Source organism: Martelella alba (assembly GCF_005217455.1).
GTDB lineage: Bacteria > Pseudomonadota > Gammaproteobacteria > Enterobacterales > Enterobacteriaceae > Acerihabitans.
This window is the reverse complement of record NZ_SZPQ01000015.1, coordinates 28425-43015: the sequence shown is the minus strand read 5'-3', so window position 1 is coordinate 43015 and position 14591 is coordinate 28425. Positions and strand designations below refer to the sequence as shown.

Genomic DNA, 14591 nt, shown 5'->3' with positions numbered 1-14591 from the left:
CTCTCTGCGGCGTTACATGCATTTTGGGACTGTTCAATCCAGGTTAATAGGCTATGGTGGAGGTTTCCCGCCCTCCTTGATGTCGCTGCTTTACTTGCCGCGACGCGAATCGGGAAGGCTTGGCTTAGTTACGGAGAAATCACAAACCATGAATATCGGTATCATCGGCGCGGGCTATGTGGGCCGGACATTGGCCTCGGCGGCGGTCAAACAGGGACATGACGCCATGATAAGCAATTCGCGCGGTCCCCATACGCTGTTTAGCGACGGCGTCATCATCGGCTGTAAAACCGGCACCATCCAGGAGGCCGCCGCCTTCGGCGAAATCGTGATTGTCGCCATCCCCCTGGCGCATTACCGGTCTGTGCCGGTTCAACCGCTGGAAGGTAAAATCGTTATCGACACGAATAACTATTATCCCCAGCGCGATGGAAAAATCGCCGCCCTGGACCAGGGCCTGACCACAAGCAGCGAATTGCTGGCCGCGCACTTGCCTAAGTCCCATGTCGTCAAAGCGTTCAATGCCATCATCATGACCCATATTGAGCGGGATCGTCAGCCGGCCGGTTCATTCGACAGACGCGCCCTGCCCTTATGCGGCGATGACGAACAGGCCAAGAAACGGGTAGCCGAACTGTATGATCAGTTCGGTTTCGACGTGGTGGATGTCGGCCCGTTATCCGAAGGCTGGCGATTCCAGACCGGCACCCCGGCTTATTGCGTGCGGTTTAACAAAGAATGGCTGCCAAAAGCGTTGGCGGCGGCGACCCGCTGACTTCATAACCGCCCGGCGCCGCCATTATCCATGGCGGCGAGATGAAAAAGCTCGAACTTATCCAGCGCTTGTTCAATAGCGGCCTTGAGCGCCGGACGAGCAGGAGTTAGCCAGTGCCAATTCTGAACAAGCAACCGGCCGGCCTGACGGTCCATTTTCAGATCAAGGGCGGCGACAATCTCATCCCCAACCAGTACCGGCAGGGCGAAATACCCCATGACCCGTTTGTGTGGGGGGACGTAAGCTTCAAAGAGATGCTGATAGCCGAAAAACAGCGCCAGCCGCTTGCGCTGAATGATCAGCGGATCGAACGGCGATAAAATGTGCGTCATGGGTTCCGTCGCCGGCGTGACGGGCATCTCCAACTGATCAGGTTCCGTCCAATGGGCAAGGCCGGGCGCCTCGGCCAGATTCACCGGCACCAGTCGCCGCCGTTTTACCGCCGCGTCAAGCCATTGGCGTACCGCGGCCTTGGCGGCGCTGTTGCCGTAACAGACCGAATCGACACTGACGATACCTTGCGATCGCAGCGCCCGGTTTATCAGGTAGTGGGCGAATTGCTGATCGCTGACGGGGCGCGGCCGCTGTCGCCAGCCAAAGTGCCTGACGGCAAGTTCATAGGTTTTCAGCATGCCCGTGCGTCTGCTGACGGTCAAATCCCCTGAAAAAAACCCCCAGCGCAACGTTTGCCGGGACGGTTTCCGGCTGCCCCAGGGATGGGTCTTTTCCACCAGCGCCTCATCTTTGAAGTCCCGTATCGACAGCGCGCCTTCCTCGCGAATACGCCGCAGAAGACCGGCATAATCCCGCGCGGTCACCGTGGCGTAACCGGCGGGCGGAGCGGCGCGAAACCGATTCATGGCCGGGACGAACATACGGTAATCCCGGGTGGGTATATAGGCCAGAGCATGGGTCCAATATTCGAACACCGATTTGTCCTCTGACTGCGCCGTTTCCAAATCCGTCGTGTGGTAATCCGGAATACGGGTATACAGGATATGATGATGGCTGCGTTCTATAACATTGATGGTATCGATTTGTACGTAGCCAAGATGTTCAACGGCCTTGCGAACAGCGCCCGGCCCGGCGCCAAAAGGCGCGGCGATATCCAGCCTTTGAGCGCGAAGCCAGATGGCGCGGGCCTGCGAAGCCGGCAGCGAGAGAAAGGGTTTTGACATGATCCTCATCCGGGGATAACTGGCCGCGGTCTGCGTAAAGAAGTGGATTTACATCAGTATACCCATCGCGAGAGCTAAAGTTTACCCTTCATAGGCTTACCCATGGCATTTTGTCCATGGCGCGTTCCGCCCCCGCCCCCCTAACGGCCACCCTCGCGACACACATTTCCAGTCCTCTGTCAGGCATGATCCGGATACCGGTTATCGGTAGAATCCTCAAGGAAATACGTGCAATCACCCATATGATTGGTAATATCGTCGCCAAAACGGGCCAAACCGGGCGCGCCCGGCCGCCGCCGAAAATCCACGAATGCAAGGGGAAAGAAGCAAATGAAGACCATCAGTATTCAGGCTGTCGTCACCCTCGCCCAGGCGGGACTTGAACGCCTGGGCGTGCCTTCCCCCGCCGCCGCCGAAACCGTACAGGTCCTATTATCGGCCGAGCGCGCCGGCGTTCCTTCTCACGGTTTCGCCCGTTTGCCGTTTTACCTCGCTCAACTGCGAAGCGGAAAACTGCAGGCGGCGCCCACGGTGTCCTGCCGGGAACAAGGCGCGATTATCGTGATCGACGCCGGTTACGGTCTGGCGTTTCCGGCGGTGGCGCTGGGATTGCGGCGCGGCATGGTCAATGTCAAGACCAATGGCATCACCGCCGTCAGCATCCGTCGCTCCCATCATTTCGGTATGGCGGGCTATTATGTGGAACAGGCCGCCGAACGAGGCGTTCTGGCGCTGGCGATGAGCAACACGCCGGCGGCCATGGCGCCCTGGGGAGGGTGCCGCCCGGTATTGGGCACCAATCCACTGGCTTTTTCCACGCCCCGGGCCCGTAACCGGCCGCTGACGATGGATTTGTCATTATCCGAAGCCGCTCGCGGCAAGATTATGCTGGCTGATCAGCAACATCAGCCCATCCCCGCCGGTTGGGCGCTGGACGCGCAAGGCCGCCCCACCACCGACGCAAAGGCGGCCCTGGCCGGCAGTTTGTTGCCGGCCGGCGGCGCTAAAGGCGCCGCGCTGGCCTTAATGGTGGAATTGCTGACCGCGGGTCTGGCGGGGGGCAACTTCGCTTTCCAGGCCAGTTCGTTTTTTACCGCCGAGGGCAACGCGCCAGACGTGGCGCAATTATTGCTGTTGATCGATCCGGGCTTTTTCCACCCGGGATACCTGGAACATATCGAAGCATTGTTGTCCGCCATGCTCGAACAGCCGGGGGTACGGTTGCCCGGCGATCGGCGCGCGCGGTTTGCGGCGCGCGCCGAAGAGAACATCAGCTTATCCGACAGCCTGCTGGCCGATCTGACAACCGCCGCTTCGGCTGGTTGAGCGTCGTGACGGCGAGTCGCCGGGATGGCCTGAGTCAGGCCACGCCGCGTTGCTTCATCAGCAAATTGACAATCGCCTTGATAAATAATTGCCCCACCAGTCTTTCCGTATCCCTCTCACTTCTGCCGGACCGACCGATATAATCCTGGTTGTAAGCTCTGGACAACGCGATATCGTGGATATATTGCGCAATGGAGTCTGCGTTATCCATCATGATATTCCGCTGTAGCATAGGATCCTCCTTAACCTTTTGCAAAAATTGGGCAACGCTAACCTGCACATTCAGAAAATGTTCATAACTTTGGATAAATAATTCATCACAAGCGATTGCTTCATTACCGTAGGCGTATAACGCTTCATTAAACACCTCAAGGATTTCACTGGCGTCGCCGACAAACCGGGTAATGGGTGAATAAACAAAATCCCGCGAACCCGCTTGGATATGCGACGCTTCATGCAACATGGTAATATGCAGGCGATTATTCAAAATAATACCGTCTTCAAAATAATCCACCATTAGCACCACCCGATTGGCATTATCCATCGGCATCACAAATCCCAGCAAGGGTTGCTGGGAATTGATGCTATCGTAACCGGGCTGTTTCGCCGTAGCGAATATAATGTTACTTTTGTATTCATCAAAGTATCTTTTCAACTGTAGTAGATAATATTCTAGTCGCAGCATCGCCTGATGAAGAATATTCTCATCATCGGTTCCCAAAGCGCCGCGGAGGTAGACTTTAATTGAATTTTTCGGCGCATACTGCAAGTAGCCATAATCATTTCGGAGGGTGGTGCGCTGAAATTTATATAATGCCAAGTTAACCAGGCTTTGTGCTTTTTCTATTTCGCCACGAAAATCAATAATATTATTTTTCAGGAACTGAAATCTTTCGGGTATGGTTGCGTCACTATCGACAAGACGATGCAGGTAAATATCGCTGGTTCGATAATTTGCAGCGATATGCTGCTTCATGGCCTCTAGCTGATCGGCTTTTTCATGACCAAAAAGCCAGCGATAATAATTCATTGGATGGATAAATTGCGATAACCGGGGGATGGCCTCAATTCCCGTTTCATAAACCACGCCGCCAAGGTGGGGTCCTGGCAACGCTTCAGGGGACAGGGTGACGATGTCCGCCGCGGCACGTTCTCCCGTATCCTGCCCAAGTGCGGTCCCCGCCGCGCCGCTTTTGCTGGCGGGCGTCACGATAGGGATCATGGGTTGTTCCCGCCGCGCGTTATTTTTAGCGTTATATGGCTTGGTTAATTCTTGCGCCGGCCGCCCGGCGGCGCCGGTGGCTATCCCTGCGACGACAGCCCCGGTTCCCGCCACGGCCAGCGCGCCGCCCAGCAGTTTAATGCCGGTTCCCACCGCGCCGGCCGCCGTACCGACAACACCGCCCATCGCGCTTGCCGCCCGGTGGGTATGGCCCCCGGCGATTTCGCTCATTACCGTTTGCCGGGCCGCTGTTCTGGCGGCGGCCCGGGCTTCGGCGCGCGCCCTGGCCCTGGCCTTTTCCCTGGCTCTGGCTTTGATACGCTTTTCTTTTTTCACCCGTTTTTCGGTGTCGCATGCGCAGGTTTGCATTCTTTTGCGGCGACTCGTAACACCTGGCCATGCGCCATGACCGATACCATCGCAATCCGTCTCGACGACCTCCTGAGGTGAGGCCATGCCGTGGGCCGTTGCGGGAAATGGCGGCGACAATGAGGTTGCCAACGCCTGTGAGCCTTCGCGAGCCAGTCCGTCGACACCCGCGACGGCGGTAAGAAGCAGCACGCAGTTGACCAGCGACATTGTCGATATGGGCTTGCCCTTACCCACGGCGGGCCCGACAGGGGGGATCGCATACCGGCAACACCGCATATTTACGAGCGGTTTCGGTATCGCCGCCGTCCGACCGGCGAGTTGCTCCCGCCGGTCGGTCAATTGTCGCCGATAGGCATGAAACCAGAAATCGTTTTTTTGACGCTGGGGATAATGATTTAATGAAATAGGCATGTCCGTTCCTTTATACGATCCGATAAGGCCAGCGGTGTCATCCAAGCTATAAATTGTTTTATACGATTGGGACAATCGCTGGGAACGTATTGGGTCCCGCCAACAAATAAGCCACGTTACGGTAAAAGGAGTATAGGGTTTGTTCGTCGGCGTCTGCCGTAATATCCGAAAGCCCGTTAGCGCGTTATTGATGAAATTTCTTTTTGCAGTTCGCTCAAGGCACGCCGAATCGTCCCGGCATACGCCGCTAAATCCCGCTGTGGATCCAGCGGCGCACCTTGGCGGATCACCGCGTCGTCCAATGTCAATGCCGGCGCGGTCGCCACCATCGCCATTTTTAACGCGGCGGCCACCTGCCGAAGTTGCTCGGCGCACTTTTCCCCGCCATGGCCGCCGTAGCTAATGATTGCCGCCGGTTTTCCCCGCCATTCGCTATAAAGATGGTCTATGGCGTTTTTCAGTACCGCGGGATAGCCCCAATTGTATTGCGGGGTGACAAAAACGACGGCTTGCGCGCTGCGGATTTTCTCGCTCCAGGCGCGGGTATGCGGTTGAGCATAGCGCCCCATGGCGGGTATTGCAGGCTCATCGTCCATCGGCAATAACCACTCGGCCAGGTCCACCGGTTCAAACGCCAGGTGGGTACTCGAGCATCCTATATCGGCCACCCAGCGCGTGATCGCCGGACAAAGCCGGCCGGCGCGAACACTGCCCATAACCAGCAGCGCCAGTGGAGGGCGTTGTGTTTCGATCGCCGCCCGGTTCGCCAATGACGCCGCGCGGGTTCCGGTGGAGCACATAATAAGGCCTTCCCGTTTATTTACGTGTATGATACATGTAATAGTATCCCTAAGAAGGATTGAAGTAAAGCATGTATGATACACGTAATACCGATGCGCTCGCGTCGGCTTTGCTGGATTTAATCGGTTGTTTGAACAGCCCGCGTCAGGATGAGATTTTATTGCGCGAAGCGGGCATCGCCCTTGATCGCGCCCTTTTTCCCCTGTTGGTCGGCTTGAGCCGCTCACAGGGGTCGGCTATCGCTCAGTTGGCGGAACAGGTCGGCCGCGATCCCTCCACCATCAGTCGCCAGATCACGCGGCTGGCGGAACTCGGTTATGTCAAGCGCAGGCCCGGCGAACACGATAGGCGCGTCAAGGAAGCCGCCGTTACCCCCGAAGGCTTGCACGTTATTGAAGCCATTACCCAGGCCCGTCGTAGGTTATTGGCGCAATTGTGGCAGGATTGGAGCGAAAAAGAACGGCAAGCGCTGCCCGCGCTGCTGCAAAAGCTGGTGCGCGCCATGAAAAGCAGGCAACAAGACCTGCCCAGGCCACGTGAGGGAAAGGAGAGCATGTCGTAATCGGGCATGCGCCATCGCGGGCGGTTATCCGTTGTGCAAAAAGATATGCTTGCGATGATAGGCCAGTTGCGACAGATCGGGAGGGTAGCTGTCGGGCAGACGGATGGGTTTGCCTTACAATTCGCGATCGGTTTTCGATGCGCCGCGCAGGCCTGTTCGGCCGGACTCAATGATGAAGGGATCGAGGCTGGCGAGATTCACCAGTTTCATGGCCAACGCGGAAGGCGTACGGTTGATCAGCGCCGCAAAACGGATGATCTCGGGATTGCGCGAGTGCAGTTTGCCGAAGGGAAGTTGACTATATAATGTGAAAGCGACCAATAACGGGTCCCGCGTCCAGGGTTGAGAAACAGCCATGCGTTTTTTCCCGTCAATTTATTGTCTTTTTTCGGTGCATTTAAACTATATATACTCTAAATAATTCAAGCCGCATCGCGGCGGCAAGGGAGTCCAGTCCCCGGGAGCATAGATCACAATGTGACTGGGGCGAGCAAGCGCAGCCAACCAAGAGGCAGCTTGAAGTATGGCGAGTATACAACCGATTATGCTGCTAACTATGACAGGTATTATCCGGCATTGCGTAGGATCTTCCGGCGGGAACGGGCAACCGCCACAGCGGATGGCCGGGTAATGGGCACGGTAACACTGTTGATCGAGTAGATGTAAGCGTTCACCAACGCATGGTCTGCACAAAATCCACAAACGCGCGCAGCGGCGCGGGCAGATAACGGCGGCCCGGATAATAAAGCGAAGGACCGGTAAACGACGGCCACCACGGTTCAAGCAATGGCGTCAGCTCGCCGCGATCCATATAAGGCCGCAACCATTCCTCGAAAAGATAAATCACGCCAACGCCGGCCACCGCGGCATCGACGGCGAGGTCCGTCGCGGCGCCCAGGCCAACGATAAGCGGTCCATCCGGCTCAACAATCAGGGTTTCGCCACGGCAGGTGAATTCCCAAGACGGCATGGCGCCGCTGGCGAACCGTCCGCGCAGACAGATATGCTCACGCAGCGCGTCAGGATGCGCCGGCTGGCCATGCCGTCGCAAATAGCCCGGCGCGGCGGCAAGGGCCATTCTTTGCCGGCGGGGGCCGATAGGGATGGCCACCATATCCTGCTCCAGCCGCTCTTCATAGCGAATACCCGCGTCACAGCCTAATTGCAGGAGATTGACAAAGCGATCCTCGGCGATGATTTCCAGGCAGACTTCCGGATAAGCGGCCAAAAAGGGGGGAATGATCCGTGGCAGAACCAGTTTGGACGCGCTCACCGGCACGTTCAGCCGCAATTTACCGGCCGGCCGTTGGCGAAAACCATTTACAATATCCAGCGCCGATTCGACTTCCTCCAATACGGGCGCCAGCCTATCCAGTAAGCGAGCACCAACTTCAGTGAGTAGGACACTGCGCGTTGTGCGGTGAAAAAGCCGGACGCCCAGCCTGGATTCCAGACGACGGATAGCCTCGCTCAAACTTGACGCGCTCACGCCCGACATCCGTGCCGCATTGCGAAACCCTCCCTGCCGGGCCACGGCGACAAACGCCTTCAGATCCTGCAAATCCGTCATGATAAACTCTGGTATTGTCCTGTTTTCCGCACAGTGTGTTCCACTGTATCGTATTGTCTTATAGCCGGGAAGCTTACAAACTGAAGACCCTCGATTAAGGAGCGTAATCATGACTAAAGCAAAACTTGCCGGCGTCTATCCACTGGGCGATGTGTCCGTAACGCGTATGGGCTATGGCGCCATGCAGTTAGCCGGACCACATGTTTTCGGCCCCCCCGCCGACCGGCAATCCGCCCTCGCCGTGCTGCGTGAGGTTGTCGAAAGCGGTATCACCCATCTGGACACCAGCGATTTCTATGGTCCGCATGTGACCAACCAGCTTATCCGCGAAGCCCTGCATCCTTATAAAGAGGATTTGGTCATCGTCACGAAAGTCGGCGCCCGGCGCGGCGCCAACGCCTCCTGGGAGCCGGCGTTTTCGCCCCATGAACTGGAATCGGCGGTATATGACAATTTACGCCATCTGGACTTGGACGTGCTGGATGTGGTGAATCTGCGCTTGATGTTCAATACCGCCGGACCCGTAGAGGGGGATATTGAGGAACCTTTGACGGCACTGGCGCAATTGCAACATAAAGGACTGATCCGGCATATCGGGCTGAGTAACGCGACCGCGCGGCAGGTCGCACAGGCGCGGTCCCTCACGCCAATCGTTTGTGTGCAAAACCTGTATAATTTGGCGCATCGCGGCGATGACGATTTAATCGATCATCTGGCGCGGGCCGGCGTGGCCTACGTGCCCTTCTTTCCGTTGGGTGGATTTACGCCTTTACAGTCCTCGGCGCTCAATGCCGTCGCCGAGCGGTACAACGCCAAACCGCTGCAAGTGGCGCTGGCCTGGTTGCTGCAACGTTCACCGAATATCCTGTTGATTCCCGGCACATCCTCGCCGGCGCACCTGCGACAAAACATCGCCAGCGTCGATATGACTCTTGACCCCGAAGCCATTGACGCGCTGAATAACATCGCCGCGGCCGGCGACCCACTCTGATCACGGCCGGACAAACCGGAACCCGGTCCGGCGATATCCGCCCGGCCGCCGCCTTTTCGGCAAAACAGCGCCGATCGGGGCGCCACCCTCCGCCGCGGGCCGCGCCCGGCCGGTATTCAGGGCGCATCGCCGGCCCGTAAAACGATTTCCGAAAGAATATAAGTGCCATTAGACGGGCCCACCGCGCTGAAATCGCCGATATCATGCAAGGCCAGCAGGCGATCAAAGGCATTGTCGAATTTGAGGGCCATCTGTTTGGGTTTGGGGTAATGCGCGTCAGGCAGGACCAGTCGCGCCAACGGTAAAAAATGATGGCCCAACGAGGCGGCCATGGTTCCGTTGGGGGTGTCGTCGATGCGGTATAATTCAACATAGCCGTCGGAAAATCCCAGCGCGGCAATCATATTCAAGGCGGAAAACGCCACGCTGACCACCGCGCCCAACCCGTAACCAGGCCGTTTTGGCGGCATGTCGCGTACCAACCGCTGCCAATGTGCGTTGCCAATGTCGAATAACAGTATTTCGTTATTCCCCTGGTCGGGATCACGTATGTTATAACCGATATAGCGCTGGTCCGCGCTGACGAAGTTCGGACGGTACCCTTCCGGCGCCACCCATCGTTTTTGGCATTGATCATGGCGGCGCCAATGGGTGTCCTGTGGGATGAACAGCTTCCCCTCGTCGGTTACCCACCACAGTTCCGGAGAACCAATGAAGTCAGTAACCAATAATGTTTCATAAGCTTCTAGACTTTGCGGGGTTTCTGACCGGCTTTCTCCCGGAAGACGATAAAATTCCGCCCGTTGCAAAGAAGATGAAAGGGAACGAATCAAAACCACAATGGCGCCATCGGGGGACATCACAATAGTGTCGACTTTTATTGCCGCCGGGCAAGACTGACACAGTAGCCGGGTACGGGTACCGTCTGGCGCCTGTACCCAAATATCGCCATATTCGTTTGTCCATAAAGTGGGCTGACGAAAGCCTGAGAGGTGAACTTTCGATACAATCGTATGCTGTATATGGCGATTGGCCGGTAACCAGCGCCGGATACCCGGCCCCTCGGAAATGGGTGACGCATAAAGGCCGTCAGCGAGAATATTTACCGCAAAATCAGTATTATTAGGTCCATGGGTAGCGTCTTCGACTTTGTTTAACAGGAAAATATGCTGTTCATGGCCTTGAGTCATCATCACTGGTGGCGGTATCCGCCATGCCCCCTCTTTTACCCGGGAGAGTATCCTACTAAGCCAGCTTTTATCGCCCGCTTGGCGCGACAGACAGGTATTGATGATATCTTCGGCCCGGGCCCATAATGCCAATGCCGGAAACTCCACCGGCCAAAGGCTCCCCCGTGCCCTCTCCATCAAAAAGGTGCGTAAAACGGCGCTTGAAGCATGCAGCAGCGCTTTGCGCCGCTTTTCATCAAGACGCAACAATAATGCTACCTGACGCAAACGCGCATTCAGGGCCGATTTGCCATATTCGCCCCCCACATGATGGCAAAGCGCGTGCAACGTCGGATAGTCTTCCTGATTGAATAACCGCCCGGCAAAAGCCTCAAACCAGGATGCGCCCACCTCCGCGAGAGAAAGCGGAATGTCGTCGGTTTCACCGACCAACTCGAAACTTCCGGTAAACAGTTCATAACGCAAGGTCCAGTCCATCGGGGTACCGTCTTCCCGGGTACAGGCATAAAAAGCATTGTGCAATGGCGCAATGCCGACCGTCCGGTCGCCGATTCGCAAAAACAGCCGGTTGCCGTCGCGAAACGCCCCGCACAACAACGGCGGCAATAAGTATTCAGAGAAACGCGACGCATTCGTCGGCGTCTGCATTTCAATTTTTTGCCGTAATAACTCGCCAATACGGTGGACATGCAATGCCGCGCTTGGCGCCGCCAATACAAAACCATTGTTGCCCACGGTATAAGACAGCCGATATGCGGGCCGCTCGGATTCCCGAGGGTGAATAAGCAGGAAGGTGGCGGCATGCGGCTGTGGACTGAGCCGGAAACGGCGTTCGCCTATTTTGACATTTAATGTAGTATCGTCGTGGATAGATACCGGTCCTGCCGAAGACGCTTGATCCGGTAACACATAATCCGCAACCAACGACAACCATTGACGGTGATGATAAAAAGCGGCGGCACGGTTGTCATCAGCCTGAAAAGGGATCAGGCGTAGGTTGAAGGAGCGGTTGTTTGTTCCAGGCTCAAGCATGGCGATCGTCTCTCTGCGGCTACGGTGCTCCTCCCGCCAATTATCGCTGTCGCCCACTTGCGCCAAGGCGCCGCTATGACGTTCAAATCCCCAGCGCCTGCCATCTATCTCAAAAACAACCCAGGAGGTATCGACATGGGTCAGGCTGCTGAAGGGATACGCCACCGCCAGGCGCACGGGCGTATTCAGCGAAAATGAAAACCGCCACTCGCCGCTTTTTTTTATAAAAAGCGTCTCAGTGTTATTTAATGTATTGTCTAATTCCGGTTGGCGGTAGATCTCCAGCCGGCAAAAATCGCCGCCACGATTGACGCAAAGGTATTTCTTAGGAAAGCCCCGTTGATTCTGGATATCCAACTGGACATAAAGCGGATGACCGCTATGGGCCATTTCTCCCGTTTCCACTACCACCAGGCTACTGTTTTTAAGCCGTAAAACCGAATAAGACACGCCTTTGATATCGACATTGATAGGGTCGAGTCCGTCTCTGCCGTAACCATAGATAATCGGGAAATCCAGCAAATCCGTTCCAAGGGCAATCTTGGGCAATTCAAGGGCAATTTTTTTAAAGCTGGAAGCGAGTGGGGCAAGAGGCAATATGGATTTATCGGTTATCGCTCGAAACAAGCCCTTACTAATAACACTAAGAGCGCTCAATGGCACCACACCCGGGTCCAATATCATCAAAAATTCTTTACCGATGACATTCAGGTACTGTATGGCCTGAGCGCGCGTGCCTCGTATGCCTCCCGCGATTTGCGTGGAAGTGGGAAGGGTAGTTTTGAAGATTTGTCGTTCTGATGCCCGAAAAGCCGGACCAATGGTGGCTTGCGCCAACGTCATGGCGCCACCGCGAAAAAGCGTCTTTCCCGCTTTGATACCGGCGAAACTGAATGGGATCGCAACCAAGACGGCATCTGTCAGGCACTCAGTGAATGCCGCCTTGTGATTTTCATTGATCAGAGAATTGATGCAACTGTAAAATGGAATAATATAATCGACAATAGCGTGCGATATTTTGGAAAAATAAGAAGTATCATTTTCTAAACCTTTTTCATAAATTTTTCTGGAATAATAGCGATAATGCAATTCGGCGTATTCGGCAAGCAACTTTACCAGAGGTTGGGCGGTTGATTTACCGGCCCCCTCTTTCTGCCAGGCCACAATGGATAATTGATGATAACTGGCGATGTCAATGTCAGGCCAATTTTCCATATAGGGTCGTAATTCATCCAGGTCGGGAGTGGACAAATTGACTTTTTTAATCGTATAGCCTTCCCGCGTGATCTTTAACACGAAAAACCGTGTTTCTCCCGACCACTGCGCCCTAAAAAATAATGTATCGGGCTTGTTGTAATAGACTACCGCCCTATTGGAAAAAAACATTTCTCTTACCTGTCTTTTACGAATAAGTCGTAACTTCACCCATTGGGTCTGCGCTTTAAGTAAAAAAGCATAATCGTTGTGCTGTAGATGGTCATCACTGATATCGCTGGGTCTAAACGAGGCTTTCAACAAAGCGATATCCAGCTTTCTAATTTTCTTGGCATAAGCTTCCACGGCGCGGGAAAAATAGACATCCAGATGGGGTATCCGCTTTCCGGTACTTCGGCATCGTTGCCCGGAAGGTTTTTGCATTAACTGTCTCACTGGATCCGGTCTGGAAATAAAAGGGCGCATCTGCAAATAGGATGTGTTGACCAAAGACAACGCGCCAATGCTTCCGCAATATTTTCGCAGCAACATTCTGGCGGCATTTTCTCGCGAGCGCCAGACTAATTGCTCATAACCTTTCTTATAGTCGGCAAGACTTTCCTGCACCTGCCGCACAACAGATTGATAAGTCGCAAGCTCTTCGATGAAGTCTCCGAACGCCTGCCGAAGCACCCCTTCACCGTTTAATTTATCAAGAGTGAATTTCGGCCGCGCTCTCAGGTAAAACAATAGCAACCCCAAGTACATCGTCGCCTCAACGCCGGAAACCAATTGGCCTTGTCGGAACAGGTCGGTTAATTCCAACCCCAGGGCCATCATTTGCCCGGCGGTCGCCGATTCCAGTTTTTCCGGGTCTTGCAGCGCAATCAGGCGCGCGCCAAATTGCATAAGCGTCCACGTCAGACTGCCCACCCATAGATTATCCGTTTTCTCCGCATCATCGTGTTTATCGTCTTTACGCCGGCCCCCGGGTTGGGTCCGAAAAGCATCATGGAGAACAAACACGGGTATTTCGAACGCGAGGTAACGCAACCGCCAAGCCCGTCGAGCCTTTTCCCCCAGACAGTTTTCGCCGCACGCGCCCACCCGTTTGATGAATTCCCCTTGCGTCACGGCACGATTCGCGGCGAACAATCGGGCCAGATACATTTCGATACCGTCTTCCCCATATAACAGTTGGCATAATGCCCGGCCGATCAAACTCTTCTGTTGAACCTCGGCGAGGCGTTCGCCTTTGCGTTCGCCGTAAAACCGACTGCCGCCTAATGTCAGCCGCGCAATCTCGGCGGTCAACGCGGGAAAACGTTCGAGACCGTCCAGGATAGTCTCGGCAAGCGTCAGGTCATCAAACCGCGCCAGATCGAGTTGTGCCGCGGCATGTTGCCTGAGGTACCAGGCGACATGGTATCGCCAGTCAGCATGCGCGGCTGGCGGCAACACAGGGGCGTTGCGTCGCGTTCTGCCCCTGCCGGGACTTATTGGCCGGGCAAGGGGGGCCGGAGACGATGCGACGGCAAAGAACGCCCCATCAATACCGGTCCCGCCATAGGTTTCAGATAGGGTCATCGCATTTAACGGTTCCTGCCGGATCGCATTATCAACACGATATTGTTGCAAAGTAGAAAATATCGCCAGGGAATACACCAGGCGCTGCGAAAAATTACCGGGTTTTTTCCACAACTTTTGTGGGTAAGATCCTGAAGGATTCTTTCTTCTCTCTTCCATTTCCAATGTGAGTAAAAATAACTCTCGACCGCTTTTAAAAAAATCAGAACATTCCCGCTGATGAGCATACTGCGAGACAGCGTAAGGCTTTTTTCTTAAAAAAAAACGACCGTCCCTGGGACATTCCTTCATTGTTCCGTTTAACGACACACCTATAGGGGAAAAGCTGTGCATCATGATATCCTTATATCTGATTGATACGTTATTCCCTTTTTTCCTTG

10 protein-coding genes are annotated in these 14591 nt (G+C 55.2%); 4 read left to right on the top strand and 6 right to left on the bottom strand.

Going from position 1 to position 14591, the window contains the following annotated elements; translation table 11 throughout:
- The first annotated feature begins 148 nt into the window (after positions 1-148).
- Positions 149-775 carry an NADPH-dependent F420 reductase gene (locus FCN80_RS11195; protein WP_136990249.1) on the top strand — a complete coding sequence of 209 codons (627 nt, stop codon included), beginning with the start codon at positions 149-151 and terminating at the stop codon, positions 773-775.
- Positions 776-777: 2 nt separating this feature from the next.
- Here the strand turns inward: FCN80_RS11195 and FCN80_RS11190 are convergent, their stop codons facing one another.
- Positions 778-1953: a winged helix-turn-helix domain-containing protein gene (locus FCN80_RS11190; protein ID WP_373880328.1), complete on the bottom strand. Its 1176-nt coding sequence runs from the start codon at positions 1951-1953 to the stop codon at positions 778-780.
- 330 nt (positions 1954-2283) lie between these two features.
- Here FCN80_RS11190 and FCN80_RS11185 point away from each other — a divergent pair, with 330 nt between their 5' ends.
- Entirely contained in the window at positions 2284-3279 is a 996-nt protein-coding gene (locus FCN80_RS11185; protein WP_136990247.1) for an Ldh family oxidoreductase, read from the top strand.
- Between the two features lie 34 nt (positions 3280-3313).
- On the opposite strand, the gene FCN80_RS11180 is transcribed toward FCN80_RS11185, so the two are convergent.
- Both FCN80_RS11180 and FCN80_RS11175 read right to left on the bottom strand, forming a co-directional pair.
- On the bottom strand, positions 3314-5284 hold the full coding sequence (locus FCN80_RS11180; RefSeq protein ID WP_136990246.1) for a hypothetical protein: 1971 nt from the start codon (positions 5282-5284) through the stop codon (positions 3314-3316).
- Between the two features lie 176 nt (positions 5285-5460).
- On the bottom strand, positions 5461-6084 hold the full coding sequence (locus FCN80_RS11175) for an NADPH-dependent FMN reductase (RefSeq protein ID WP_136990245.1): 624 nt from the start codon (positions 6082-6084) through the stop codon (positions 5461-5463).
- A gap of 71 nt (positions 6085-6155) precedes the next feature.
- Between FCN80_RS11175 and FCN80_RS11170 the strand changes: the two genes are divergently transcribed.
- Positions 6156-6647, top strand: a complete 492-nt coding sequence (locus tag FCN80_RS11170; RefSeq protein ID WP_136990244.1) for a MarR family winged helix-turn-helix transcriptional regulator — start codon at positions 6156-6158, stop codon at positions 6645-6647.
- A gap of 114 nt (positions 6648-6761) precedes the next feature.
- Here FCN80_RS11170 and FCN80_RS11165 read toward each other — a convergent pair whose 3' ends face one another.
- Both FCN80_RS11165 and FCN80_RS11160 read right to left on the bottom strand, forming a co-directional pair.
- Positions 6762-7004: a hypothetical protein gene (locus FCN80_RS11165; RefSeq protein ID WP_230492614.1), complete on the bottom strand. Its 243-nt coding sequence runs from the start codon at positions 7002-7004 to the stop codon at positions 6762-6764.
- A gap of 313 nt (positions 7005-7317) precedes the next feature.
- Positions 7318-8220 carry a LysR family transcriptional regulator gene (locus tag FCN80_RS11160; RefSeq protein WP_230492626.1) on the bottom strand — a complete coding sequence of 301 codons (903 nt, stop codon included), beginning with the start codon at positions 8218-8220 and terminating at the stop codon, positions 7318-7320.
- Between the two features lie 106 nt (positions 8221-8326).
- Here FCN80_RS11160 and FCN80_RS11155 point away from each other — a divergent pair, with 106 nt between their 5' ends.
- Complete coding sequence (locus FCN80_RS11155) at positions 8327-9208, top strand: aldo/keto reductase family oxidoreductase (protein WP_136990242.1); 882 nt, start codon at positions 8327-8329, stop codon at positions 9206-9208.
- Positions 9209-9324: 116 nt separating this feature from the next.
- Here FCN80_RS11155 and FCN80_RS11150 read toward each other — a convergent pair whose 3' ends face one another.
- Positions 9325-14211, bottom strand: coding sequence for a hypothetical protein (locus FCN80_RS11150; protein WP_136990241.1), 4887 nt, complete (start codon positions 14209-14211; stop codon positions 9325-9327).
- Between the last annotated feature and the right edge of the window lie 380 nt (positions 14212-14591).

What these genes read in the sequence shown, in the direction of transcription:
- FCN80_RS11195 (WP_136990249.1), top strand. Translation starts at nt 149, where the DNA reads ATGAATATCGGTATCATCGGCGCGGGCTATGTGGGCCGGACATTGGCC.
- FCN80_RS11190 (WP_373880328.1), bottom strand. Translation starts at nt 1,953, where the DNA reads ATGTCAAAACCCTTTCTCTCGCTGCCGGCTTCGCAGGCCCGCGCCATC.
- FCN80_RS11185 (WP_136990247.1), top strand. Translation starts at nt 2,284, where the DNA reads ATGAAGACCATCAGTATTCAGGCTGTCGTCACCCTCGCCCAGGCGGGA.
- FCN80_RS11180 (WP_136990246.1), bottom strand. Translation starts at nt 5,284, where the DNA reads ATGCCTATTTCATTAAATCATTATCCCCAGCGTCAAAAAAACGATTTC.
- FCN80_RS11175 (WP_136990245.1), bottom strand. Translation starts at nt 6,084, where the DNA reads ATGTGCTCCACCGGAACCCGCGCGGCGTCATTGGCGAACCGGGCGGCG.
- FCN80_RS11170 (WP_136990244.1), top strand. Translation starts at nt 6,156, where the DNA reads ATGTATGATACACGTAATACCGATGCGCTCGCGTCGGCTTTGCTGGAT.
- FCN80_RS11165 (WP_230492614.1), bottom strand. Translation starts at nt 7,004, where the DNA reads ATGGCTGTTTCTCAACCCTGGACGCGGGACCCGTTATTGGTCGCTTTC.
- FCN80_RS11155 (WP_136990242.1), top strand. Translation starts at nt 8,327, where the DNA reads ATGACTAAAGCAAAACTTGCCGGCGTCTATCCACTGGGCGATGTGTCC.
- FCN80_RS11150 (WP_136990241.1), bottom strand. Translation starts at nt 14,211, where the DNA reads ATGACCCTATCTGAAACCTATGGCGGGACCGGTATTGATGGGGCGTTC.